The organism is Arthrobacter sp. UYCu512, from assembly GCF_040547075.1.
In the GTDB taxonomy this organism is placed as follows: domain Bacteria; phylum Actinomycetota; class Actinomycetes; order Actinomycetales; family Micrococcaceae; genus Arthrobacter.
This window is the reverse complement of record NZ_JBEPPA010000001.1, coordinates 461,630-488,029: the sequence shown is the minus strand read 5'-3', so window position 1 is coordinate 488,029 and position 26,400 is coordinate 461,630. Positions and strand designations below refer to the sequence as shown.

General features: G+C 67.1%; 15 protein-coding genes and 2 tRNA genes. 14 read left to right on the top strand and 3 right to left on the bottom strand.

Annotation, left to right across the window (positions count from 1 at the left end):
* Positions 1–335: 335 nt before the first annotated feature.
* A complete protein-coding gene (locus ABIB49_RS02305; RefSeq protein ID WP_354156621.1) occupies positions 336–4,901 on the top strand; it encodes an ExeM/NucH family extracellular endonuclease in 4,566 nt (1,521 codons plus the stop codon).
* Positions 4,902–5,077: 176 nt separating this feature from the next.
* Here ABIB49_RS02305 and ABIB49_RS02300 read toward each other — a convergent pair whose 3' ends face one another.
* The gene (locus tag ABIB49_RS02300) at positions 5,078–7,102 is read right to left on the bottom strand and encodes an FAD/NAD(P)-binding protein (RefSeq protein ID WP_354156620.1); all 2,025 of its coding nucleotides are present in this window, start codon (positions 7,100–7,102) and stop codon (positions 5,078–5,080) included.
* A gap of 132 nt (positions 7,103–7,234) precedes the next feature.
* Between ABIB49_RS02300 and ABIB49_RS02295 the strand changes: the two genes are divergently transcribed.
* From ABIB49_RS02295 to ABIB49_RS02280, 4 genes are all read left to right on the top strand, one after another.
* Positions 7,235–9,475, top strand: coding sequence for a prolyl oligopeptidase family serine peptidase (locus ABIB49_RS02295; RefSeq protein ID WP_354156619.1), 2,241 nt, complete (start codon positions 7,235–7,237; stop codon positions 9,473–9,475).
* A gap of 85 nt (positions 9,476–9,560) precedes the next feature.
* Positions 9,561–9,648: transfer RNA gene (locus ABIB49_RS02290), tRNA-Ser, on the top strand.
* 149 nt (positions 9,649–9,797) lie between these two features.
* Positions 9,798–11,510 (top strand): phytoene desaturase family protein, encoded by a 1,713-nt coding sequence (locus ABIB49_RS02285; protein ID WP_354156618.1) that lies wholly within the window; start codon positions 9,798–9,800, stop codon positions 11,508–11,510.
* Positions 11,511–11,614: 104 nt separating this feature from the next.
* Positions 11,615–13,012 carry an MFS transporter gene (locus ABIB49_RS02280; protein ID WP_502913744.1) on the top strand — a complete coding sequence of 466 codons (1,398 nt, stop codon included), beginning with the start codon at positions 11,615–11,617 and terminating at the stop codon, positions 13,010–13,012.
* Here ABIB49_RS02280 and ABIB49_RS02275 read toward each other — a convergent pair.
* Positions 12,957–15,146, bottom strand: a complete 2,190-nt coding sequence (locus ABIB49_RS02275; protein ID WP_226773718.1) for a RecQ family ATP-dependent DNA helicase — start codon at positions 15,144–15,146, stop codon at positions 12,957–12,959. The genes ABIB49_RS02280 and ABIB49_RS02275 overlap by 56 nt on opposite strands.
* Positions 15,147–15,295: 149 nt before the next feature.
* Between ABIB49_RS02275 and ABIB49_RS02270 the strand changes: the two genes are divergently transcribed.
* The 4 genes from ABIB49_RS02270 to ABIB49_RS02255 all read left to right on the top strand — a co-directional run bounded on the left by ABIB49_RS02270 (position 15,296) and on the right by ABIB49_RS02255 (position 19,015).
* On the top strand, positions 15,296–16,714 hold the full coding sequence (locus tag ABIB49_RS02270) for a phosphomannomutase/phosphoglucomutase (RefSeq protein ID WP_226773717.1): 1,419 nt from the start codon (positions 15,296–15,298) through the stop codon (positions 16,712–16,714).
* 4 nt (positions 16,715–16,718) lie between these two features.
* Positions 16,719–17,213: a hypothetical protein gene (locus ABIB49_RS02265; RefSeq protein ID WP_226773716.1), complete on the top strand. Its 495-nt coding sequence runs from the start codon at positions 16,719–16,721 to the stop codon at positions 17,211–17,213.
* Positions 17,214–17,233: 20 nt separating this feature from the next.
* Positions 17,234–17,683, top strand: a complete 450-nt coding sequence (locus ABIB49_RS02260) for an RrF2 family transcriptional regulator (RefSeq protein WP_226773715.1) — start codon at positions 17,234–17,236, stop codon at positions 17,681–17,683.
* Positions 17,684–17,854: 171 nt separating this feature from the next.
* Positions 17,855–19,015 (top strand): globin domain-containing protein, encoded by a 1,161-nt coding sequence (locus ABIB49_RS02255; RefSeq protein ID WP_226773670.1) that lies wholly within the window; start codon positions 17,855–17,857, stop codon positions 19,013–19,015.
* Between the two features lie 99 nt (positions 19,016–19,114).
* Here ABIB49_RS02255 and ABIB49_RS02250 read toward each other — a convergent pair whose 3' ends face one another.
* On the bottom strand, positions 19,115–20,947 hold the full coding sequence (locus ABIB49_RS02250) for a phosphoenolpyruvate carboxykinase (GTP) (RefSeq protein ID WP_226773671.1): 1,833 nt from the start codon (positions 20,945–20,947) through the stop codon (positions 19,115–19,117).
* Positions 20,948–21,222: 275 nt separating this feature from the next.
* On the opposite strand from ABIB49_RS02250, the gene ABIB49_RS02245 reads away from it, so the two are divergent.
* From ABIB49_RS02245 to ABIB49_RS02225, 5 genes are all read left to right on the top strand, one after another.
* Positions 21,223–21,296, top strand: a tRNA-Arg gene (locus tag ABIB49_RS02245).
* 123 nt (positions 21,297–21,419) lie between these two features.
* A complete protein-coding gene (locus ABIB49_RS02240) occupies positions 21,420–22,877 on the top strand; it encodes a dihydrolipoyl dehydrogenase family protein (RefSeq protein WP_283480407.1) in 1,458 nt (485 codons plus the stop codon).
* A gap of 85 nt (positions 22,878–22,962) precedes the next feature.
* A complete protein-coding gene (locus tag ABIB49_RS02235) occupies positions 22,963–23,739 on the top strand; it encodes an ATP-binding cassette domain-containing protein (protein ID WP_226773673.1) in 777 nt (258 codons plus the stop codon).
* Positions 23,736–25,784: a YhgE/Pip family protein gene (locus ABIB49_RS02230; protein ID WP_354156616.1), complete on the top strand. Its 2,049-nt coding sequence runs from the start codon at positions 23,736–23,738 to the stop codon at positions 25,782–25,784. The genes ABIB49_RS02235 and ABIB49_RS02230 overlap by 4 nt, the downstream gene beginning before the upstream one ends.
* The gene (locus ABIB49_RS02225) at positions 25,781–26,398 is read left to right on the top strand and encodes a TetR/AcrR family transcriptional regulator (RefSeq protein ID WP_226773675.1); all 618 of its coding nucleotides are present in this window, start codon (positions 25,781–25,783) and stop codon (positions 26,396–26,398) included. The genes ABIB49_RS02230 and ABIB49_RS02225 overlap by 4 nt, the downstream gene beginning before the upstream one ends.
* Positions 26,399–26,400 lie beyond the last annotated feature (2 nt).

Genomic DNA, 26,400 nt, shown 5'->3' with positions numbered 1-26,400 from the left:
ATGCCCCGGGAATAACCGGCCAGCCGCTCCACTTCGGCCACCGGCCGGTATTCTTTTGGCATGCGCGGCCCCAGCCGGCCGGCATGGTTCACCCGACACAGCTCGGGGCAACCCACTCCGTCGCCGGGGCGCATAGTTGCTGGCCCGGTGCCGACTGTGACGCGTTCCGCTGGGGGACGTTTCGCCGAATGCACATGCAAGACATGTCGTGTTCACCCACCTCTGTTTTGATGTGCCGGGAACTGCTTGACCAGGAGCACCTACCGGCGGTCTGCGGCGTTACGCGGACACCTCCACCCAGCCCTTACCCGGGCACCTCATGAGAGTTAGAGCGGATGAAACACTTACCTTGGAAAACCGCGCTCTGCACGGCGCTGTCGGCAGGGCTCATCGCAGCCCCGCTGGCCGCTGTGCCGGCGTTTGCCGTGGAAGTCTCCCCGGCAGCGGCTGGCAGCTCGCCAGTGATCATCAACGAGGCGTACCTCAGCGGCGGCAGCGCCGGCAGCGCCTACAAGAACAAGTTCGTTGAGCTGTACAACACCTCCGATGCGGCAGTCTCGCTGGACGGCTGGTCCGTCCAGTACCGCCCGGGAACCGGCACCGCGGCACCCAGTGCAACCGCCTCGCTCACCGGAAGCATCCCGGCCAAGGGCTACTTCCTGGTCAAGGGCGGGACGAACTCCAGCGCGTCTACGGCCCCTGAACTGCCGGCCGCCGACGTGTCAGCCGCTGGTTTCAACCCGAGCGGCACAACCGGCACCATCGTCCTGGCCAAACAGGCAACCGCTCTGGACCCCCTTGCCACCGGCTCAGTCGTTGAACCTGCCAATGTCGCCGATCTGCTCGGCTACGGGACCTCCAACACCTTCGAAACCCAGGCGGCGACGGCGCCGTCGGGCAACACCGACGTCAAGAGCCTGAACCGCGGCAACGGCGCGGACAGCAACAACAACGCTGCTGACTTCACCCTGAACGCGACCATCACTCCCAAGGCTGCCAACGGTGTGGCCGCTCCCGTGGATCCGCCTGTCGATCCCGGCCCCGTCACGCCCCCGGCCGTCAAGACGATTGCCGAGATCCAGGGCAACGGTACTGCGAGCCCGCTCGTCGGAAGCTCCGTCACCACCCGCGGCAAAGTCACCGCAGCCTTCCCGACCGGAGGGTTCGCCGGCTACTACATCCAGACCCCAGGCACCGGCGGCGACCTGACCCCGGCCAGCCACTCGGCGTCGGACGCCATCTTCGTCTTCTCGTCCGCCACGGCCGGCGCCGTCCAGATCGGCGACTACGTCGAGGTGACGGGCGCCGTCAGCGAATTCTTCGGCATGACCCAAATGACCGTTGCCGCAGAAGCTGACCTCAAGAAGCTCACGGAAGCGGCCCCGGAGGTCAAAGCCACCGGCTTTTCGCTCCCGGCCGAGGAAACCTTCCGCGAGTCGCTGGAAGGAATGCTGCTGGCCCCGCAGGGACCGGTCACTGTCACCGACAACTTCTCGCTGAACCAGTACGGTGAAATCGGCCTGGCCGGCGGGTCTGCTCCGCTGGAGCAGCCCACCGCCGTCGCCCCCTACGGATCGGCAGAGTACACCGCTACCGTCGCCGCCAACACCGCCAACGGCATCCGGCTCGACGACGGCGCCACCACCAACTTCCTCAAGGACGCCACCACCAAGGCCCTGGAGCTGCCGTACCTGACCACTACCGAGCACGTCCGTGTCGGCACCCCGGTGAGCTTCAAAACCAACGTGGTGCTCAGCTTCGCCAACAACGCCTGGAAGTTCCAGCCGCTGACGCAGCTGACCCCCGCCACCGCGGACGCGGTCCAGCCGGTAAGTTTTGGCGGCAGCACCCGCGCGGACGCTCCGGCGGCCGTCGGCGGCAACCTCAAGATTGCCTCGTTCAACGTGCTCAACTACTTCCCCACCACTGGCGATCAGCTCACCGGGTGCACCTACTACACCGACCGTGCCGGGAACCCGATCACCGTCCGCGGCGGCTGCGATGCCCGCGGCGCGGCGAACGCCGAAAACCTCCAGCGCCAGCAGGACAAGATCGTCGCCGCCATCTCCAAGTCCGGCGCCGACGTTGTATCGCTTATGGAGGTCGAGAACTCCGCACAGTTCGGCAAGAACCGTGACGATGCCCTCGCCAAGCTGGTTGACGCACTGAACATCGCCACGCCGGGGATCTGGGACTACGTCCGGACTCCCGCCAACGCACCCCCGCTGGCCGATGAGGACATGATCCGCACCGCCTTTATCTTCAAGAAGGCCACAGCCGAACCGGTGGGCGAGTCCATCATCCTCAACGACACCGTTGCCTTCGCAAGTGCCCGCAAGCCGCTGGCACAGGTCTTCAAGCCGGTGGGCGCGTCCGATGACAAGAAGTTCATCGCGATCGCAAACCACTTCAAATCCAAGGGCTCAGCCGCCACCCCGGACGACACGGACAAGGGCCAGGGCAACTCAAACCTCGCCCGCACCGCGCAGGCCCGGTCGCTGCTGGCGTTCTCCGACGAACTGCAGAAGTCCAAGGGGACGGACAAAGTCTTCCTGATCGGTGACTTCAACTCCTACGCCAAGGAAGACCCGATCAACGTCCTCACGGCCGCGGGCTACATCAACCAGGACGAGAAGGCCAAAAACGCCGACGGTTCCGCCAAGCACTCCTACCTCTTCGGTGGCCTGGTGGGCTCGCTGGACCACATCCTCGCCTCACCGGGAGCCAACGCCGTTGTCACCGGCGCCGACATCTGGAACATCAACTCCGTGGAGTCTGTGGCCCTGGAATACAGCCGCTACAACAACAACGTGACTGACTACTACGCTGCGGACCAGTTCCGGGCGAGCGACCACGATCCGGTGGTGGTGGGCCTGAACCTGCCCGTCACCCCTGCCAGCGTTGAGCTGAACCTGCTTAACATCAACGACTTCCACGGCCGCATCGATTCCAACACCCTGTTCTTTGCCGGAACCATCGAGAAGCTGCGGGCCGCGGCTGCCCCCGGTGCCACGGCGTTCCTCTCCGCGGGGGACAACATCGGCGCCTCGCTGTTCGCCTCGGCCGTTGCCAAGGACCAGCCGACGATCGATGTGCTGAACGCCCTTGAACTGCGGACCTCCGCCGTCGGCAACCACGAGTTTGACGGCGGCTGGGCCGATCTGCGCGACCGCGTCATTGCGGGCGGGGCCAACGCCAAGTTCCCGTATCTCGGTGCCAACGTTTACAAAAAGGGCACCACCGAGCCGGTTCTGCCGGAGTACACGGTGCTCAACCTGAACGGCGTCAAGGTCGCCGTGATCGGAACCGTTACGCAGGAAGTGCCCTCCTTGGTTACCCCGGCGGGCATCGCCGATCTTGACTTCGGCGACCCGGTCGATGCGATCAACCGCGTCGCCGCGAAGATCAAGGCGGACAAACTTGCCGACGTGATCGTGGTGGAAAACCACGACGGCGCCGGTTCCGGGGCGCCCGAAGGCGCTACCCTGGCGCAGGAGGTCGCCGCCGGCGGACCGTTCGCCAGGATGGTCACCGAGGTCACGCCGGACGTTGCCGCGATCTTCAACGGCCACACCCACAAGCAGTACTCCTGGGATGCCCCGGTCCCCGGCGCTGAGGGCAAGACCCGCCCGATCGTCCAGACCGGCAACTACGGCGAGTACATCGGCCAGATCCAGCTGACCATCGACACGAAGACCATGTCGGTGACCGGCTACAAGGCCGGCAACGTCAAGCGCACCACCTCCGCTGACCAGCCGGCAGCCGATCTCGTGGCCGCGTACCCGCGGGTCGCCGCCGTCAAGACGATCGTTGACAAGGCACTCGCCGACGCTGCAGTGGTTGGCAACCAGCCGGTCGGCTCGGTGACCGCGGACATCACCACGGCGTTCACGCCTGCCACCACCACGACTCCGGCCTCACGCGATGACCGCGGCAGTGAGTCCACCCTGGGCAACCTGGTCGCGGATGCGCTGGTTGACTCGCTCAAGCCGGCTGACCTCGGTGCTGCCGAGATCGGCGTCGTCAACCCCGGCGGGCTGCGCAACGAGCTCTACTACGCCCCGGACGGGACCGTCACCTACGCCGAGGCCAACGCGGTCCTGCCGTTCGTGAACAACCTCTGGACCACCTCGCTGACCGGTGAGCAGTTCAAGACGCTCCTGGAGCAGCAGTGGCAGACCAACCCGGACGGCACGGTACCCAGCCGCGCCTACCAGCAGCTCGGATTGTCCAAGAACGTCAACTACACCTACGACGCCGCCCGCGCCGCCGGTGACCGGATCACCTCGATCCGGGTCAACGGCGCACTGATCGACCCCGCGAAGTCCTACCGGATCGGAACGTTCAACTTCCTGGCAACAGGAGGAGACAACTTCCGCATCTTCAAGTCCGGCACCAACACCAAGGACTCCGGACTCGTGGACCGCGACGCGTGGATCAAGTACCTGCAGGTGCACAGCCCGGTCGCACCGGACTTCGCACGCCGCTCCGTTGCCGTGGTGAACACCACCGCCGCGCAGGTCAAGGGCGGGGAGGCCATCACCCTGGCCGTCTCCAAGCTGGATCTCACCTCGCTGGGCAGCCCGGTGAACACCTCGCTGCGCGCCGAGTTCACCGATGCCAAAGGCACCCTCACCGCGCTGGGCACAACACCGGTTTCCGCCGGAACCGCCACAGTTGATCTGAAGGTACCCGCCGGCGCCGCAACGGGCACCGGTACCCTGACGCTCACCGCCGTCGAATCCGGCACAGTGGTGAAGGCAAGCGTTGTGGTCGCAGCCAACGTACCGGTCCCGCCGGCCTGCACCGCACCGGTTCCGCCGACGAAGTGGTACGACTTCAAGGGCTGGATCAAGTACTCGATCGCGTGGATCAAGTACCGGAACTGCCTCCGCGGCTAGCCTTCTGGCTCCGAGCCCCTGAGCATGCCCTCCCCCGGGCTGCAGCGCTGGACATATAGCCAATATGTCCAGCGCTCAGCACGGACGGAGGGCATGCTCATTTTTTGGCCCACCGGACGGAGGGCATGCTCATTTGGCCCACCGGACGGAGGGCATGCTCATTCGGACTGCGCGGGTCAGGACCCCAGGATGGCCCGGGCGATCTCGTCGGCGTCCCGCAGCGTGCGCTGGCCGCTGCGGTAAACGGGCCCGGTTTTCTGCTGCGCTTCGGCCGCGATCGCGGTTCCCCACTGCACGGCGGACAGTTGCAGTCCCAGCACGTACAGGCCGTCGGTCACCGAGCCGTTGGCACCCAGCGGCCGGTACGGATGCGGCACCACGTCCAGCCCTGAGGTCGGCACCGGCGTTCCTTCAACGGTCATCATAAGCCGCGGCCGGACCAACCCTTCGGCCATCAGTTGTTCCAGCAGGGCTGAGACGTTCACAGCGACCTTGTTGGCCGGCGCCAGTGCCTCGATCATGGCGGCGGCTGTCACCACGTCCCCGCCGCCGTCGCCGGTGCCCGGTCCCACCCAGGGCGAGACGGCCGTGAAGGACCCCGCTCGGCGGTCCACCCCGAACTTGGGGTCCGGTCCGACGAACCGGACGACGCCGGCCCGGGCCAGGGCCGCGAGCTGTTCGGCCCGCTGCGCGGGGGGTCCGCTGGCCAGCCCTTCCACAAACGATTCGAACCAGCCGCGGAGTCCCGCGACCCAGGACTCGTCGGTGATTCCGCCGTCCGCGACGGCGCTCTTCAGTACCGCGCGGCCGTGGTGCAGGGCCCCGATGGTCATCTTCACCGGATCATCCTCCGCCAGGGCGGACCGCCGGGCGTCGTCGAGCAGGTAGTCAACGACGGCATTATCGAGTTCGGCCCTGGCGGCGAACGACCTCCCGGCCAGCGGTGCCGCCAGCCCCAGGAGATCCAGCCGGTGGGCCGGGCGGACGTGCACCTCCAGCACGGAGTCCACCTGGTCCTCCCATTTGGCGGCAGAGTGCGCGTGCGGGCGCAGAGCTTCCGCAAGGACCGCCAGGAAGTCGTCAGGGTCCGTCAGGATGGCACCCGGCTGCGAGCGCGCCAGGGTGGAGTAGTAAGCCCAGAGCGCGTCGCGGTGCAGGAGCGGCCAGAAGTCGTGGTCAAAGGCAGGCCGGATTCCCGCTGCCGCGAATTTCGCCAGGGCGCCTTCGGTGCAGTACCTCAGCGTGACGGCGCCGGGGTAGTACCCGGCGAGGGTTGCCTTAGCCCGGTACGGGGTGCCGCGCCGGGACCCGGCGATGATCAGCGGTTCGCGGCCGGAGGGCAGGTATGTCATCCTGCCGTCGCCGCCGGGCAGGAACTGTCCGCCACGGCCTTCGGTCAGCTGACCCATAACGTCGAAGAAGTTCAGGCCCATACCGCGTACCAGGACCGGTTTGGCTGCCGGCACACGGGACCAGTCGACGTCGGCCGGGGCAGCCGGCGGCAGGTAGAGCAGCCCGAGCTCCGCGGCCGCGGCCTGGAGTTCGCGCTGTTCCGGGTTAAGCCGCGATTCGAGGTGGCCGAGAGCCAGCACCACGGAATCAACCGTGAGGACCCTGCCGCTGGCCAGCGCGACGTCGAAGCTGACACGGTTTTCGTCGCCGGCGGCGCTGGCGGCGGCGGCGCTGGCGGCGGCGGCGCTGGCGGCGGCGGCGCTGGCGGCGGCGTGCCGGACGGATGTTGCCCTCGTGCGGTGGAAATCTACTGTGGCCCCGGACGGTAACCGGGTCAGCAGCTCTTCCACCGTCGAGCGCAGGTAGCGCCCGTACAGTGCCCGGCTGGGAAAGTCCGCCGGGCCCAGCGCTGACAGCTCGGCGCACTCTTCGGCGGTGAGCTCCGGGTGGGGCTGCCTGCGTTGCAGTTCGCGCCACCGGTCAAAAGTGTGGCCGGCAAGCGGCCGTGCGAGGTCCGGGTCCTCGGGGATGACTGAAGGGTAAAACGACTGGGTGTTCATCAGGTAGAGCCTGGACTGGCCGGTCTGCCAAACGTGGCCCGGCCCCGCGGGATAGGGGTCAATGACGTCAATGTGCAAGGTGGAACCCGGTGCGGTGGCGCCCCAGTTGGCCAGCAACCGCTCCAGCACGCTGGTGCCGCGGGGACCGGCGCCAATCACTGCCGTCCGGATGCTCTGCGATATGCCCACGGCATCCAGCGTATCCGTAACCGGCCGGCCGGCCGGACCGTCCCGGTACGTCCGGGCCGGACACCGCCGGGCCGGACACCGCGGAAACGGTGTGACTTGCTACCGGAGCTCCGATGTTGCTTGGATGGGAAAATGACCACCGCTGAAGCTGCTCACCCGCCCGAGTCCGCCCTGCCCACCGGCCCCGCCGCGGCGGGCACCGCCCCCGAACCGGTCGACGAGAACATTTGGCTTGAGGAAATCTACGGCGAGGAACAGCTCGCCTGGGTCCGGGAGCAGAACGCCCGCACCGAGGAGTTGCTGGAAGACACGGACTACGCCGAGCTGGAAAACAGCATCCTGGAGGTACTCGACTCCACCGACCGGATCGCCATGGTGGGCAAGCACGGCGAGTGGTACTACAACTTCTGGAAGGACCGGGAGAACCCCAAGGGCGTGTGGCGCCGGACCCGCTGGGAAAGCTATCGCGGCGGATCACCGGAGTGGGACGTCCTGCTGGATGTGGACGCACTGGCCGCCGCCGAAGGTGAGGAGTGGGTGTTCCATGGAGCCGCCTTCCTGCGCCCGGCCGAGGGCGAACCGCACCGGCGGGCGCTGCTCGCGCTGTCCCCCGACGGCGGCGACGCCAACCGCTACCGGGAGTTCGACGTCGGGTCCCGCAGCTTCGTGGACCCGGCGGCCGGCGGTTTTGATCTGCCGACGGCAAAGGGCAACGCTTCCTGGCTGGACGCGGACACCCTGTTGGTCGCCTCCACTGCCGAGGGAATGCCAAAGACCACATCCTCCTACGCCCGGACCGGCGTCAAACTGCGCCGCGGCGAATCCCTGGTCACCGCCGAGCGGGTCTTTGACATCCCCGAAGACCACATGATGGCCCTCGTGGCGCACGACTCGACCCCTGGTTTCGAGCGGACTTTTGCCGTGGACTGGATCAGCTTCTTCGAGAAGTCCACCTCGGTGCTGCGCGACGGGCAGTGGGTGCAGTTCGATGTCCCGGCGGACGTAAACCTCAGCACCCACCGCGAATGGCTGCTGTTCCGTCCGCAAACAGACTGGACCATCGGCGCAGCCAGGTATCCGGCCGGGTCCCTCCTCGCAGTGGGGTTCGATGCGTTCCTGGCCGGCAGCCGGGAACTGTCCGTGCTGTTCACCCCGGATGAGCACACCTCGCTGCAGTCGTGGAGCTGGACGCGGGACTTCCTGCTGCTGAACCTGCTCCGCGACGTGTCTTCGGAAATCCGGGTCCTCGATCCGCAGCGGCCCGGGGAGGACTCCGCCTGGGCATCCACCGTGCTGGACGCGTGCCCGCCGTTGCATGACGTCAACGCCTACGCCGTCGACGACGAAGATGAGGACGGCGGCTCGGACGCCGCCGGCGCCGGGAACGACTTTTGGCTGGTGGCTACCGGCTTCACGACGCCGAGCACCCTCACCCGCGGAAGCCTCAAGCGCGGACCCGACGGCGCCGGCGTGCTCAGCACGCACGAGGCTCTGCGGTCCTCGCCGTCGTTCTTCAACGAAGCGGCGTACGAGGTCCAGCAGCACTTTGCGGTCTCCCAGGACGGCACCCGGGTGCCCTATTTCCAGGTGGCATCCAAGGATCTGGTGCTGGACGGCCAGAACCCCACGCAGCTCTCAGGCTACGGCGGCTTCGAAATCTCACGGACTCCGGCCTACAGCGGCACGGTCGGCCGTGCCTGGCTGGAACGCCGCACCGAGGAATCGGCCGGGCACGAGGGGGACGCCCCGCACACCCGCGGCGGCGTCTACGTTGTGGCCAACATCCGCGGCGGCGGCGAATACGGTCCCGCCTGGCACCGCGCTGCCCTGCAGGAGAAGCGGCACCGCGCCTACGAGGACTTCGCGGCCGTGGCGGCGGACCTGATCTCCCGCGGTGTGACCTCCCGCGAGCGGCTCGGCTGCGTGGGCGGATCCAACGGCGGACTGCTGGTGGGAAACATGCTCACGCGGTATCCGGAGCTCTTCGGGGCCGCCTCCTGCGGTGTCCCGCTGCTGGATATGCGCCGCTATACAAAACTGTCCGCCGGCTACTCTTGGATTGCTGAATACGGTGATCCGGACGTTCCGGAGCAGTGGGAATTTATCAAGACGTTTTCCCCGTACCACCTCCTCAAGGACGGGGTGGACTACCCTGAGACGTTCATCTGGACGGCCACCTCGGATGACCGGGTAGGCCCGGTGCAGGCACGGAAGATGGCCGCCCGCATGCAGGCGATGGGCATCCCCAACATCTGGTTCCACGAGGCGCTGGAGGGCGGCCATGCGGGCGCCTCGGACAACCGCCAGGCCGCGGCGCTGCAGAGCCGCAGCCAGCACTTCCTCTGGCGGTCACTGGCCGGCCGCGGGGCCTGAGCCGTTGAGCCGCTGCGACAGTTGTGGCCGTTTTGCACTGCGTGGCCCCTTCTGCGTATCCTTGGTTGGCTAGTTAATAGCATTTGGAGACGTGCCAGAGCGGCCGAATGGGCTTCACTGCTAATGAAGTGTGGGGCACAACTCCACCGGGGGTTCAAATCCCCCCGTCTCCGCGTTTGGCCCCGGTCCTTGGACCGGGGCCTTTTGCGTATCCGAACCCGCTAACCCCCGGTTGCAGGGTCACAGGACCGGTGCCCGGCGCGGCACGTCCGGCTGCCGGACACCTGAGGCCCCGTAGTCGCCCGGATGGCAGGATGGGCCCATGTCGAGCACCCCCAGGTCGAACAGCAGCGCGGACAACACCGCGCCGGACGCCAGCGCGTTTGACGCGATCATTGTCGGCGGCGGCCACAATGGCCTGGCCGCGGCTGCGTACCTCGCCAAGGCCGGCAAGGCGGTCCTGTTGCTGGAGAAGCTTGAGCAGCCCGGCGGCGCCGCGGTATCCGCCCGGGCGTTCGAGGGCGTCGACGCCAACCTCTCGCGGTACTCGTACCTGGTGAGCCTGCTCCCGCAGCAAGTCATCGACGACCTTGGGCTGCACATCCGGCTGGCCCGGCGGCGGTATTCGTCCTACACCCCCGACCCCCACGACGGGCGCCGCGCGCTGCTGATCGACAACGCAGATGCGGCGGCCAGCGCTGCATCGTTCACCACTGTCGGGGCGCCGGAGAGCGAATTCCGCGCATTTACCGGCTTCTACGACGATTGCCGACGGCTCACCGGTGCCCTTTGGCCCACGATGACGGCGCCACTGCCGACGCGCTCGGAGGCAAGGGAGCTCGCAGTCCGCGCCGGTGCCCTGGAAGCGTGGGATGCCATCGTTGAACGGCCAATCGGGGAAGCCATCACCCGCTCTCTGCAGCACGAACTGGTCCGTGGTGTGGTGCTGACGGACGCCTTGATCGGCACCTTTGCCCGGGCCTTCGACGAGGACCTGCAGCAAAACATCTGTTTCCTGTACCACCTGGTCGGCGGCGGGACGGGTGACTGGGATGTGCCCGTCGGCGGAATGGGCGCCGTCTCCGGAGAGCTCGAACGCGCCGCCCGCGACGCCGGGGCGACCATTGTGACCTCCGCGGAGGTTACCGCCGTCCGCCCGGGAGGTGTGGTTAACTACCGCCAGCACGGGGCGGAGCATACGGCCGCCGGGTCCTGGATCCTCGCCAATGTGGCCCCGGCGGTCCTGGACCGGCTCAGGACCGGCTGGGCGGCACCGAATACCCCCTCGAACCCGAACCACCTCCGGGAGGGCGCACAGGTCAAGGTGAACCTGCTCCTGAAGCGCCTCCCCCGGCTGTTGGATCCGCAGGTCAGCCCGGCAGCGGCGTTCGGCGGAACCTTCCACGTCAACGAGACCTTCCCGCAGCTCGACGCCGCCTACCGCGCCGCCGCCGCGGGAACCATCCCGGATCCGCTGCCGTGCGAGATCTACTGCCATTCGCTTACCGACCCCAGTATCCTTTCCCCGGAATTGCAAGCATCCGGCGCGCAGACTCTCACGGTATTCGGTCTCCACGTCCCGGACCGGCTGGTTTCGGCAGGCAACAATGACCGGCGTCGGGCCGAACTTCAGGCAGCGGTGCTGAAATCCCTGAACTCTGTCCTGGCCGAGCCCATCGAGGACCTGCTGCTGAGCGGCCCGGACGGTCAGCCCTGCATCGAAACCAAAACCACCCTGGACATTGGACGCGCGCTCGGTATGCCGCGGGGCAACATCTTCCACGGCGGCCTCGACTGGCCCTTCGTGGAGGATAACGCCCCGTTGGACACCCCGGCGAGGCGCTGGGGTGTCGCGACGGACGACGCGCGGATCCTGCTCTGCGGCTCCGGCGCCCGGCGCGGCGGAGCCGTCAGCGCCATCGGCGGGCACAACGCGGCGATGGCTGTACTGGAGGCCGAAAAGCTCGAATCCGGCCGGCGTACTCCGCCCGTGTCCGATGAGGCTGAGGGTGGCGCCGAAGCAGTCCCCGAATGAGTGGGGACCCGCCCGCTGACGCCACGACCCCCCGCGGTCCCGGCAGCACGCCGTCGGACGGCTGGAGCCCCCGGCTGGCCTTGCTCGTCGCCGCGACGTTTTTTATGGAGTTCCTGGACGGCACCGTCCTGACCACGGCGATCCCCAGTATCGCGGCGGACTTCTCGGTGCCGTCCGCTGACGTCAACATCACAATGACCGCCTATCTGATGACCGTGGCGATGGGGATTCCGCTCAGTGCCTGGCTGGCCGAACGCGTCGGCGCGCGCCGTGTTTTCTGCCTGGCCATCGCGACGTTCACGGCGGCCTCCCTCCTGTGCGCACTGAGCCAGGACCTGACGATGCTGACCCTGAGCCGGGTGTTGCAGGGCGCGGGCGGCGCGATGATGGTCCCGGTGGGCACCCTCCTGGTGCTCCGCGGCTCAGCAAAGAAGGATCTGCTTCGCGCCACTGCCTACCTGGTGTGGCCGGGATTGCTGGCACCTGTCCTGGCCCCGCTCGTCGGAGGCGCACTCACAACGTTCCTGTCATGGCACTGGATATTTCTGGTCAACCTCCCGCTGGGCCTCGCGGCACTCCTCACGGCGCTGCGGCTGGTTCCGGCCGTCCCGGGCGACCGTAGCCGACGCCTGGACTGGGTGGGACTGGCGCTTACGACCCTGGGCGTGGGGACCGTCGTGGTGGGCCTGGAGCTGGCCGGCGGCCGCGGTGCCGGCGCCCCGGCGGCCCTCACCTGCACCGCTGGGGCACTGTTGCTCGGTGCTGCCGTCTGGTGGCTGCGGCGGGCCCGGTACCCCTTGTTCGATCTGGTCGTCTTTTCCGCCCGTACATTCCGCGCCACGGCGACCGGCGGTTTTATCTACCGCCTGACGATCAGTGCCGCGCCCTTCCTCTTGCCGCTGATGTTCCAAAACGGCTTCGGCTGGGATCCGCTGCACGCCGGGGTGCTCGTCGCTGCAGTATTCGTGGGCAATATCGGGATCAAACCGGCCACGACCCCGCTGATCCGGCACTTCGGTTTTAAAGCGGTGCTGGTGTTCGCATCCCTGGCCTCGGCGGCCACCTTTACGCTGTGCGCCCTCCTCGACGCCGGCACCCCGGAGCCGCTGATCTTCGCACTGCTCGCGGCCAGCGGAGCCTTCCGGTCCATCGGTTTCTCGGCTTACGCCTCGGTGCAGTACGCCGACGTCCTTCCGGCCCAGATGACATCCGCCAACGCCGTGTCCGCGACCCTCGTGCAGCTCGCTGCGGCGGCCGGGATAGCGATTGGGGCACTGCTGATCCGCACCTTCGAAGCCGGCGGCCCCCTGCCGGGCGGGGCTGGTGCGGCAGCCGCCGCCGGCGATCCGGTGGCAGCCTACCGTGCAGCGTTTTTTGCGATTGCTGCGCTGATGCTCCTGAGCGCACTGGACAGCCTGACGCTGCCCCGCCATGCCGGGGCGGAAGTCAGCCGGCCTGGCCAAGCACCAGCGGAAGTACCGCCCCGGCACCCGCGAGCCTAAGGGCCCTGCCTGCGACGGTCAGGCTCCAGCGGCTGTCAACCAGATCGTCAATCAGCATCACACTCTGGCCCTGGATCCCGGCAAGGGCCGCCTCCAGTTCAGGGCCCACCACAAGCCGGTCCCAGACCCCCGCAAGCCGGTAGGCGCTGTTGCCTCCACGGCCGCCGGTCGGTCCGCCGTGCCCCAGTTGCAGCTGGCCCAGATAGGGGAGCCGGCCGATCTCCGAGATGCCGCGGGCCAGCGAGTCGACCAGCGCGGGCTTGCTGCGGGACGGGATACTGATGATCGCGGCGGGCCGGCCGGCACCACTCCAGCCGGGCGTGCGGGAGTCACCGGCACCCCATTCACGCAGCACCTGAACGCATGCCTGAAGCATGCCGGCGTCCACCGTGCGGTCGGGGGCTCCGGCGGCGAACGCTTCGCGCAGGGCGCCGCCCCAGCCCAGGTCCGTAAGCCTGGCCAGCGCCCGGCCGCTTGCGACGCTTTCTTCGGGTTTTATTTTGCCCTTCACCGGCACGCCCAGCCGGTCCATGCCGCTGGGCCATTGCAGCCGGGGTTCCAGCGGTACACCGGCGCGGCTCAGCGTCTGGCCCGCTGCTTCGGTGGCCGCGGCGGCAATGTCTGCGGGGAACCACTGACCGGCGCAGTTATCGCAGCGGCCGCAGGGGCGGGCTGTCTCGTCGTCGAGGACCGACGTGATGTATTCCATCCGGCAACCGGCGGTGTCCTGGTAGATCACCATCGAGTCCTGTTCGTCCACCCGGGCTTCCGCGATCCGGCCGTAACGCTCGGCATCGTAGGTCCACGGCCGTCCGGTGGCCCGCCAGCCGCCGCCCACACGCTCCACCGCACCGTCAACTGCCAGCACCTTCAACAGCAGCTCCAAAGGGGTCCGGCGCAGGTCCACCCGCGCCTCCAGCGCCACCGTTGACACAGCAGCCCCGGCTTCGGCAAGAGCGGTCAGTACGGCGCCGGCTTTCTCCTCCGAGGGCATGGATGCGGTGGCGAAATACTGCCAGATATCGCGGTCCTCGGAACCGGGGAGCAGCAGCACGTCGGCGTTCGCGGCCCCACGGCCCGCACGGCCGACCTGCTGGTAGTAGGCCACCGGCGAGGACGGCGCGCCGAGGTGCACCACAAACCCGAGATCGGGCTTGTCAAAGCCCATGCCAAGGGCAGAGGTGGCCACGAGCGCCTTGACCTGGTTGTCCTTCAGGAGCTGCTCCGCGCGTTCCCGGTCCGCAGGGTCTGTCCGTCCGGTGTAGGCGAGCACTTCGTGTCCGGCTTCGGCGAGAAGCCGGGCGGTATCCTCGGCAGCGGAGACCGTCAGCGTGTAGATAATTCCACTGCCGGGCAAGTCTGTCAGGTGCGTGAGCAGCCAGCCAAGCCGGTCCCGGGAGTCCCGCAGGCTCAGCACGCCCAGCCGGAGGGAATCACGGCCGAGGGCGCCGCGGATGGTCAGCACACCGGCGCCCAGCTGCTCCTCGATGTCATGAACCACCCGGGAGTTGGCGGTGGCGGTGGTGGCCAGCACCGGGACGGAGTCCGGCAGCTGGGTGATCAGGTCCGCGATACGCCGGTAGTCGGGACGGAAATCGTGGCCCCAGTCAGAGATGCAGTGGGCCTCATCGATGACCAGGAGCCCGGTGCGGCGGATTAGTTCCGGCAGCTGGTTCTCCCGGAACGAGGGATTGGTGAGCCGCTCCGGCGAGACCAGCAGGACATCGACTTCATCCGCCGCGAGCTGTTCACGGACGCTGTCCCAATCCAGCTGGTTGGCGGAGTTAATGGCCACCGCCCGCACACCGGCGCGGGCCGCGGCGGCCACCTGGTCACGCATCAGGGCCAGCAGCGGGGAGACAATCAGCGTGGGCCCGGCGCCGCGGCGCCGGAGCAGCAGTGAGGCAACAAAATACACCGCCGATTTGCCCCAGCCGGTGCGCTGCACCACAAGGGCCCGCCGGCCGCCGTCGACGAGGGCCTCAATCGCCTCAAACTGGCCGTCATGGAACTCCGCAGCCGGGTGGCCGACCAGCTCGCGCAACACCGCCTGGGCCAGTTCCCGGGTTCCGCCGGGCCCGGCGGCAGCATCGGGAGCGGCGGACAGCAGTGCAGCGTTCTGGTTAGTGGCCATTGCTTCAGTATCCCAGCCGCCGCCGAGAGCCGCGAAGACGCAGGGGCCGCTATGTGGACAATCACAGCGTCCGCCGGCAGATCCGCCGCGGACCGACTTCGCCGGCACTCCTCCACAGCGGTGAACGGCTGCAACGTAAGATAAGACGCGTGACTACGGAAAAGACGAAGACTTTTGACCTTTCGGCCTCCTTCAAGGCCTACGACGTGCGCGGCATTGTCGGCGAGTCAATCACCGCGGAGATCGTCGAGGCTGTGGGCGCAGCGTTCGTTGACGTCCTGCAGCTGGAAGGCGAAATGGTCCTGGTCGGCGGCGATATGCGCCCCTCCTCCCCCGAATTCAGCAAGGCCTTCGCCAACGGTGCCGCCCGGCGCGGGGCCAACGTCCAGCTGCTCGACCTGATCTCCACCGATGAGCTCTACTACGCCTGCGGCGCGCTCAATGCAGCCGGCGCCACCTTCACCGCCAGCCACAACCCCGCCGCGTACAACGGCATCAAAATGGCCAAGGCCGGCGCCGAGCCGATCTCCTCCGAATCCGGACTCAAGGAAATCCAGGCCCGCGCCGAGGAATACCTCAACGCCGGTTCGATCCCCGCCGCCGCCGCCCGCGGCCTGATCGGCGTCCATGACGTCCTGAAGGACTACGCCGAGTACCTCCGCAGCCTGGTGGAGCTTGCCGGCAACCGCCCGCTGAAAGTCGTCGTCGATGCCGGCAACGGCATGGCCGGCCTCACCACGCCCGCGGTGCTCGGGGACACCCTGCTGCCCGCGCTCCCCCTCGAAATCATTCCGCTGTACTTCGAGCTCGACGGATCGTTCCCGAACCACCCCGCCAACCCGCTGGAGCCCGAGAACCTGCGTGACCTGCAGGCTGCCGTCCTCGAACACGGGGCAGACATCGGGCTGGCCTTCGACGGCGACGCCGACCGTTGCTTTGTCATCGATGAGAACGGCGAACCGGTCTCGCCGTCCGCGATCACCGGCATGGTGGCCCGCCGCGAAATTGCCCGCGCGCAGGGACTCGGCGAGGAGAACCCCACTGTCATCCATAACCTGCTGACCTCCCGCGCCGTCCCCGAGCTGGTGGCGCGCCACGGCGGCCGGGCAGTGCGCACCCGCGTCGGCCACTCGTTCATCAAGGCCGAGATGGCAGCAGAAGGGGCCGTCTTCGGCGGCGAACACTCCGCGCACTTCTACTTCCGCGACTTCTGGAACGCGGACACCGGCATGCTCGCCGCGATGCATGTCCTCGCGGCCCTCGGGGAGCAGGCCGGCCCGCTGTCCGAGCTCGGCCGCGAGTACGAGCCATACCGGTCCTCCGGCGAGATTAACTCGGAAATCGAAGACAAGGCCGGCGCCGTGGAACGGGTCCGCCACGACTTCCATTCCGAGGACGTCGAGATCGACTACCTCGACGGCAGCACCTTCATTGCCACCGACGGCAGCTACTGGTTCAATCTCCGCCCTTCCAACACCGAGCCTTTCCTCCGCTTGAACGTCGAGGCGACGGACAAGGCCACAATGGAGCGGGTCCGCGACCGCGTCCTGGCACTGGTCCGGGGCTAGGCGCGTGTCGGAACTGCCCTCGGAGACATCTGCCCCCTCCGCTCCTAATTCCTGGCGCGGCACCGTCCCGGAAGCCAGCGCCACCGATCTGGAGAACCTGCTCGGCACCGGGGTCGGTGCCGCCCAGGAGCAGCTTGAGCGCAACGGCGGCTTCCTGCCATTCGCCCTGGTGGTGGAGAACGACGGCGAGGTCCGGCTCGTCGCCGTCACCCCCGCCGACGCAGACGAGGGTACCGACGCCGATTTTGACGCGGACTCGATGATCAGCGACCTCACGGAACTGCTGAGGCAGCACCGGGACGAGTTCCGTGCCGCGGCAATCGTTTGTGACATCACCCTGCTGGAAGAAGCTTCGGACGCCATCCACGTGGCCGCTGAGCATCGTGACGGCTCGCTGTTTGCCGCGGTCCTGCCCTACGCCGCCAACCCTGCGACCCGTGAGCTGGAATTCGGCGAGCTCTCCGCCGACACCAACGAGCCCGTCGTTTGGGTGGACTAGACCGCCGGTAAACTGGTGTTATGAAGATTAACGCCTTCGCGGATGTGAGCCTGCGGGCCATGATGGTGCTCGCCGCGGCTCCCGACGGCGGACTCCTCACCACCCAGAGCGTCGCCGACGCCGTCGCCACGCCGTACAACCATGTCAGTAAGGCGATGGCGAAGCTGCGCGAACTGGGCATGATCGACGTCGAACGCGGCCGGCACGGCGGTGCCCGGCTCAGCAGCGCCGGCCGGACCGCCACCGTCGGGGCGCTCCTGCGCCAGCTGGACACACGCCTTGACCCTGCCGACTGCGTCTCTACCGGCGGAGTGTGCCCGCTGATTAACGAATGCCGCCTCCGCGGCGCCCTCGCACGGGCCCGCGAGGCCTTCTACCTCGAACTTGACGATCTGGTGGTCGCATCGCTGCCCACCTCCCGGCAGATGGCGCCGGTGTTCCAGGTGATTGGCCTGCGCCCGGGCCTCTGAACCCCCGCTTCGCCCGCCCCACCCCAGCACCCAGTCGCCGCGCCCGGGAATCCACCCGATTTGAAGTTGTTTTCTACACGCTGTAAAACTGAAGTATAGATACTTGCATTTCAAATACATGTATTTTCATCGGTCCGGTTACAGACCCGGGCCACTATCTCAGGAGTCCCAATGCTCTCGGACAAATCCTTCCCCGTGATCGAGGCCACCCTTCCCCTGGTCGGTTCCCGGATCGGTGAAATCACGCCCAAGTTCTACGCCCGACTCTTCGCAGCACACCCGGAACTGCTGGACGGACTCTTCAGCCGCTCCAACCAGCGCAACGGCAACCAGCAGCAGGCGCTGGCCGGGAGCATCGCCGCGTTCGCCACCCACCTGGTGAACAACCCCGGCACCCTGCCCGAGACGGTGCTCGCCCGCATCGCCCACCGCCACGCTTCCCTCGGCATCACCGAACCCCAGTACCAGGTGGTCTACGAGCACCTCTTTGCCGCCATCGCCGAGGACCTTGCCGAGGTGATCACCCCGGAGATCGCCGATGCATGGACCGAGGTCTACTGGCTCATGGCGGATGCGCTGATCAAGCTCGAAAAGGGCCTCTATGCCGCACAGGCCAACGGCACGATGTGGAGCCCGTGGCGGGTCGCCGCCAAGGCCGCTGCCGGGACCGGCTCCACGACCTTCACCCTGGAACCGGCCGACGACACCCCTGTCACTGAGGCCCTCGCCGGGCAGTACGTGAGCGTCAAGGTCCAACTGCCGGACGGGCTGCGCCAGGTCCGCCAGTACTCGCTGTCCGGCAGCGCCGGCACCAGCCGCACCTTCACCACCAAAAAGGACGACGGCGGCGAAGTCTCCCCCGTCCTGCACAACAACGTCCGGGTGGGCGACATACTCGAGATCTCCAACCCCTATGGTGAAATCACCCTCAAGGAAGGCGAAGGCCCCGTTGTGCTGGCCTCCGCAGGCATCGGCTGCACACCGACTGCCTCGATCCTGCGCTCCCTCGCGGACGCCGGCTCGGACCGCCAGGTCCTGGTCCTGCACGCGGAAAGCGACCTGGAGTCCTGGGCTTTGCGCAGCCAGATGACCGACGACGTCGAACGCCTCGACGGTGCCGACCTCCAGCTCTGGCTCGAGAGCCCGGCAGCCGGTGCCAAGAACGGCTTTATGTCGCTGCGCGAAGTGGACCTTCCGGCCAACGCCTCGCTGTACCTGTGCGGCCCGCTGCCCTTTATGAAGAGCATCCGCAACGAGGCCATCAACGCTGGTATCCCGGCGACCAAGATCCACTACGAGGTATTTGGTCCGGACATCTGGCTCGCAAGCTAGATCCCACCGCCCTGGCTTCGTAGACCCCGGCGAGGGAACGACGGCGGCCCCGCACCTTTTCGCAAGGTGCGGGGCCGCCGTCGTCAGATCAGCCCGCTGCTAGTGGGCGGCCATGCGTTCCTTCAGGCCTTCGAGTTCGGAGCGCAGGGCCTCAGGCAGGGAGTCACCGAACCTCGCGTACCACTCTTCGATCGAGGCGAGTTCGGTGTCCCACTCCTCGCGGTCCACGCGGACGGCGTCTTCGACATGAGCGTGCGTGAGGTCCAGTCCGGTCAGATCCAGGGAGTGCCCGGCCGGGACGAAGCCGATGGGGGTTTCCACGGCCTCCGCCTTGCCTTCGATCCGCTCGATGGCCCATTTGAGGACCCGAGCGTTGTCGCCGAAGCCGGGCCAGGCGAAGCCGCCCTCGGCGGTGCGCCGGAACCAGTTGACCAGGAAGATGTGCGGCAGGCGTTCGGGATCAGCCTTCCCGGAGACGCTGATCCAGTGCTTGAGGTAGTCCCCCGCGTCGTAGCCGATGAACGGGAGCATGGCCATCGGGTCGCGCCGCAGCACACCGACCTTGCCGGCCGCCGCGGCGGTCGTTTCCGAGGACAGGGTGGAGCCCATAAAAATGCCATTGGTCCAGCTCCGGGCCTGGGTAACCAGGGGCACAGTGGTCTTGCGCCGGCCGCCAAAGAGGATCGCGGAAAGCTCCACACCATCGGGGCTGTAGTACTCCTCGGCCAGCATGTCGACCTGTGATATCGGGGTGCAGAAGCGGGAGTTCGGGTGGGCTGCAGGCTGGTCCGAACCAGGAGTCCAGGAGTTGCCCTGCCAGTCGGTCAGGTGCGCGGGAACCTCGTCCGTCATCCCCTCCCACCAGACGCCGCCGTCGTCCGTCAGGGCCACGTTGGTGAAGATGCTGTGGCCCTTGGCGATGGCGCGCATGGCGTTGGGGTTGGTACCCCAGCCGGTGCCGGGGGCGACGCCGAACAGCCCGGCCTCCGGGTTGGTGGCCCGCAATTCACCTTCCTTGCCGATCCGCATCCAGGTGATGTCGTCACCAAGGGTTTCGACGCCCCAACCCTCGATGGTCGGATCCAGCAGGGCGAGGTTGGTTTTGCCGCAGGCCGACGGGAACGCGGCAGAGATGTAGTAGTTCTTTTTCTCCGGCGAGGTCAGCTTGAGGATGAGCATGTGCTCAGCAAGCCACCCCTCATCGCGGGCCATCACGGAGGCGATGCGCAGGGCGTAGCACTTTTTGCCCAGCAGGGCGTTGCCGCCGTAGCCGGAGCCGAAGGACCAGATCGAGCGCTCCTCCGGGAAGTGCACGATCCACTTGTCCGGATTGCAGGGCCAGGCAACGTCTTCCTGGCCGGCGGCCAGCGGTGCGCCCAGGGAGTGCAGTGCCGGGACGAAGAAGGCATTGGTCGCGGTGATCTTCTCCAGCACCTCGGTGCCGATCGTGGCCATGATGCGCATGGAGGCGACAACGTACGCGCTGTCCGTAATCTCCACACCAAACTTGGGATCCTCGGCGTCAAGGTGGCCCATAACAAACGGGATGACGTACATGGTGCGGCCGTGCATGGAGCCGCTGAACAGGCCGCGCAGCTTCTCCTTCATCTCCACCGGAGCCATCCAGTTGTTGGTAAAGCCTGCATCACGTTCGTTTTCCGAGCAGATGAAGGTCTGCTCCTCGACCCGGGCCACATCGGCGGGATCGGAGAATGCCGCGAAAGATTTGGGAAACAGCTTTTCGTTCAGGCGGGTCAGTGTGCCCGCGGCAACGAGTTCATCCGTGAGCCGGGTATTCTCTTCTTCGGAGCCGTCTACCCAGTGGATCCGGTCCGGCTGGGTCAGTTCAGCTACCTCTTCAACCCATGCCAGCAGCCCGGCATGTGTGGTGGGTGCCTTTTCAAGCAACGGCAGTCGCGCCAAATCTCCCATTACGGTTCCCTTCCTCGGGTTCAGTCGTGTGTCCTAAATGTAGGGCTAGATCACCCCCCGAAAATGGGGCAGTATGTGGGGTGAATGGGGGAAGGGATTTCAAAAAGCCCGGAAATTCAAGGAATCAACACTGCGGACCGATGCTATTTTGTGACTAAGGTCACGTAGACCGGTCTAGTCAGCTATATTACACCTGTTTCGATTTGTCACCGCGGCCCCCTCTCGCGTAAAGTAATTCGAGGTTCAGGGAGCGAGAAGTTCCAGGAACAGAAAATGCGCCCATAGCTCAGCTGGATAGAGCGTCTGTCTACGGAACAGAAGGTCAGGGGTTCGAATCCCTTTGGGCGCACAGAGAAGAAGATCCGCACCGGCCTGCCGGTGCGGATCTTCTGTTTAACCCACCGGCGGGCCCAGCCCCGGCGTGCCCGCTGCGGACGGCCCGGCCGGACCTCGCGGGGGTTAGGCTTTTGCCATGACGGCACAGCAAAAACAGGAATTCGATGTCATTGTGATCGGCGCCGGTGCCGTGGGCGAGAACGTGGCGGAACGTGTGGTCCGGGGCGGGCTGACCGCAGTGCTGATCGAGGCGGAACTCGTCGGCGGCGAATGCTCCTACTGGGCTTGCATGCCTTCCAAGGCGCTGCTGCGGCCGGGTACCGCCCTGCACGGCACCCAGACCGTTCCCGGCGCAGCGGAAGCAGTCACCCGGACCCTGGACGTAGCCGCAGTCCTGAAGCGCCGCGACTCCTTTACGTCCAACTGGCAGGACGACGGCCAGGTCACCTGGGTAGCGGACGCCGGGATCGAACTCATCCGCGGCCATGGCTGGATCACCGGCAGCCGCAGCGTCGAGGTCGCGGGACTGGACGGCAACGGATACACGCTCACGGCGCGGCACGCAGTGGTGGTGGCAACCGGGTCCGCACCAACCGTGCCGCCGCTCGAAGGCCTGTCCCAGGTGGATTACTGGACCACCCGCGAAGCAACGTCCGCGAAGGTCATCCCGGAGCGGCTGGCGGTGCTCGGCGGCGGCGTGGCAGGCACCGAACTCGCCCAGGCCTTCGCCCGGCTGGGCTCCGCCGTGACAGTGGTGGCCCGCAGCAGCCTGCTCGGCTCTTTCCCGGCGGAGGCAAGCTCCCTGGTCGCCGCCGGACTGCGTGCGGACGGCGTCGATCTCCGCCTGCACACCGGAACCAAAAGCGTCCGGGAAAACAGCGACGGCTCGCTCACCCTCGAGCTGGCGGGCGGCAGCTCCGTGACAGCCGACAAAGTCCTGGTCACCACCGGCCGGCATCCTGCCCTGGCGGGGATTGGACTGGAAAGTGTTGGCCTTGTCGCCGCGGACGGCAAAGGTCTCCGGCTGAGCACCGACTCCACCGGCCTGGTCACGGGTTTGGCCGGGAACGGCGGGGACCCGTGGCTCTACGCCGTCGGCGATGCAGCGGGCAAGGTCATGCTGACTCATCAAGGCAAGTATGAGGCCCGGGCCACCGGCGATGCGATTGCCGCCCGCGCCAAGGGCGAGCTCTCAGGCGATCCGGCCCCGTGGAGCCGCTTCGCCCAGACAGCAGACGAGCACGCCGTCCCCAATGTCGTTTTCACGGATCCCGAACTGGCGAGTGTGGGCCGGAGTGTGGACCAGGCCCACAAGGACGGCTACCGCGCCACTTCCGTGCAGCTGCCCATCCAGGTGGCCGGTTCCGCGCTCCACGCCGAGCACTATGAGGGCTGGGCCCAGCTGGTGATCGATGAAGAGCGCACGGTCCTGCTCGGCGCCACGTTCGCGGGACCGGACGTGGCCGAACTGCTGCACGCCGCGACCATTGCCATCGTCGGAGAAGTTCCGCTGGACCGGCTCTGGCATGCCGTCCCGTCCTACCCCACCATCAGTGAGGTGTGGCTCCGGCTGCTCGAAGCGTACGGCCTGTGATCAGTTGATCACACGGGAGGATTCTTATTTGAACTGACCAGTCAGTTCAGTTAGCCTTGGAGGAGACCCGACCCGAAAGGCTTATATGCTCTCCGCGCAACACCTCCAGGTGAACGGCCGCCGGAATGACCTGCTTCCGCCCACCTCCCTTGAGGTGCTCCCCGGGGAGCTGCTTCTGGTGGAAGGCGACGGCCAGGACCAGCGGACCGCACTCGCGCTCACACTCAGCGGCCGGATGAGGCCCTCCGGCGGAGTGATCAGCTGGGACGGCAACCCCAAGATCAAGCGCCTCCGCCTGGCCAGCTCCCTGGTGGACTCCCCGGGTGTCAACGAGCCCGAACAGCATCTCAGCGTGGGCGATCTGGTCACCGAGGACCTGGCGCTTGTCCCCCGGCGTTATCGCGGAGCGCTGCTCAGCAAACCCTGGCTCAAGGTCAACCGCTTCGAGGACATTGCCGATCTGTGGACCGAGGAGATTCCGGCCCGGCGGCGCGTCGAACTGCTCACCGCACTGGCCTTGGCGAATCCCCGCACGGATCTCCTGGTCATCGACTCCCCGGACCGGCACAGCGCGGATTCCGGCGACTGGCTGCCCCGGCTGCAGGAACTGGCGTACGACGGCGGACGGCCGCTCGCCGTCGTCGCGACGGTCGCAGCGCTTCCGGTCGGCTGGACCGGACCCTTCGCCGCCATTGGGAACGCCGTTGAGGCTGCGCCCGCAGCTGCACCGGCGGCGGTGGCACCCGCTGACGCCGACACGTCCGGCACGTCCGGCACGTCCGACACTCGGAAAATGGACATCCCTCCCGGAAAGCACCGGGACCACCCATCAATCCTGCTCGAAACCGAGGACTCACAGTGACTGTTCTGCGGCTGGCCCGCTCCGAACTCAAGCGTATGACCGGCGGACTCCTGCCGAAGCTGACCATCCTTGCCCTGACCCTGGTGCCGTTGCTCTATGGCGCGGTGTATCTCTACGCCAACTGGGATCCCTACGGGAACCTGGACCAGATCGACGCCGCCCTGGTGGTCGAGGACACGGGGGCGGCCGCCAGCGACGGAACCCGGCTGGAAACCGGAAAGACGGTCGCAGACAGCCTGGTCGAGGCCCACGTCTTCAACTGGCAGACCGTAGCCACTGCCGAAGAAGCAGACCAGGGCGTGAACAGCGGCAAGTACTCGTTCGCGCTCAAGATTCCCAGGGACTTCTCGGCCAATCTCGTCTCGCCGGGCAGCTTTGACGCCGCAAACCAGGCGATGCTGAATGTCACCACCAACGATGCCAACAGCTATGTGCTCAGCACCGTTGTGGACAAGCTGACCACCGCCGTGCACTCAACGGTGGCCAAGGAGGTGGGCGAGGAAACGGCCAACGAACTGCTGACCGGCTTTGGCACCATCCACACCCAGATGGTCAAGGCGTCCGACGGCGCCGGGCAACTCGCCGGCGGAGTCGCCAAGCTCCGCGAGGGGGCGTTCGCCCTCCACCAGGGCACCGGCGATCTCAAGAGCGGCGCCGCCGAGCTCTACGCCGGCCAGCTCAAACTCCGGGACGGGGCCACCGCCCTCAACACCGGGGCGGACCAGCTCAGCAGCGGACTGTCCCAGCTCAAGGACAAAACCGCCACCTTGCCTGCCGATTCCCGGACCCTGGCCGACGGCGCCGCGCAGATCGCCGCCGGAAACGCGGCGCTGAACACGAAGGTACAGGGACTCGCAGGGCAGCTGGCAGCCACCGAGCAGGCGACCGCCCAGGCCCAGCGCGGCCGCGTCCTCGCGTCCAATGACCGGCTCGTCGCGGCCGGCAGCATCACCCCGGCCCAGGCCGGTCTCATCCTCGCGGACTTCGACGCAAATGCCGCCCCGCCGGCCTCCCCGGGACCTGCGGCCGCGCTCAAGTCAGCCGCAGGGCAGATCCAGCAGCTGGCGGACGGCTCAGCGGCTGTCAGCGCAGGAGCGTCCCGGCTTGCGGAAGCAACCCCGGCCCTCGGCAGCGCCATTAGCCAGTCATCCACCGGCGCGGACCAGCTGGCCGCCGGCGCGTCCGGCCTCGCCGCCGGTGAGCAAAGCGCCCTGGACGGTGCCGCAAAACTCTCCGGAGGTGCGCAAACACTCGACGACGGTGCCGCGCAGCTGGAAAGTGGAACGGCGACGGCAGCCGACGGCGCGGGCACCCTCGCCGCCGAACTCGCCAAGGGTGCCGGCCAGGTCCCGAACCCCAACGACTCCCAAAAAAGCAGCCTGTCCAAGGTGATCGCTGACCCAGTGGCGGTCAGCAACGTCTCGCAGGCCAAGGCCGCTTCCTATGGTGCGGGCCTGGCCCCGTTCTTCCTGACGCTGGCACTATGGATCGGGATATTTATGCTGGTCCAGGCAATGCGGCCGATCACGCAGCGGGCGCTGGCATCCAACGCCCCGTCGTGGAAGATCGCCGTAGGCGGCTGGCTGCCCTTCCTGGCCGTCGCGGTGGTCCAGGCAAGCCTGCTCACCCTCGTGGTCGACGTAGTGCTGGGCCTCAACCCCGTTCACCCCGTCCTGATGTGGTTGTTTATGCTGGCTGCCGCGATGGCCTTCACCGCCATCATCCAGGGTGTGGTGGCACTGCTGGGAACTCCGGGGAAATTTGTGGTTCTTGTCCTTCTGGTCCTGCAGCTGGTCTCCTCCGGCGGAACTTTCCCCTGGCAGACCACTCCCCCGCCGCTGCACGTTGTCCACGAGGTCCTGCCAATGGGATACGTGGTGTCCGGAATGCGGCACCTGATCTACGGCGCCGACCTGTCAATGATCGTGCCCACGGCGGCGGGCCTGCTTGGTTACACCGTGCTGGGGGCGGCGCTGTCCACGCTGGCCGTTCACAAGCACAAGTTCTGGACCCTCAAGACCCTGAAACCGGAGATCACAGTATGAGCGAAGTGGAGTCCGGCGACAAGAAGCTCCGCCCCGGACGGACCAACGCCACCAAGCAGAAGCTGTTCGAGGCCTCGATGGAGCTGATCGGTGAACGCGGGGCCGCCGGCGTCACGGTGGATGAGATTGCTGCGGCGGCCGGCGTTTCCAAAGGAACCGTGTACTACAACTTCGGCAGCAAGTCCGATCTGATTGCCCAGTTGCTCCGCTACGGCGTGGACATCCTGCTGACCGGGCTGCTCAGCGTTCGGGATGAATCCGGGGATCCGTTGGAACAAATGGACGTTATGATCGGCCGGGCCATGGACTTTATGGCTGAATACCCCTCCTTCGCGAGGCTGTGGGTCAGCGAGAACTGGCGTACCCCAAGTGAATGGCAGGAGACGTTCGCCGAGCTCCGCGGACGGCTGCTGGAAGTAGTCGGAGCGGCGATCGATGCGGTGGCGGCCGTCTACCCGGTGGATCCTGCCGTGTCCCGCGGCAGCCTGGAGACCGCCATCCTGGGGGCCTGCTTCGTAGTTGGCCTGGACCGGCAGGCCTACAACCCGGAGCGGACCCGCGAGCAAAGCGTCGGCGCCATTATGACCTCCATGCGCGGCTACGTTGCAAAGTAGCC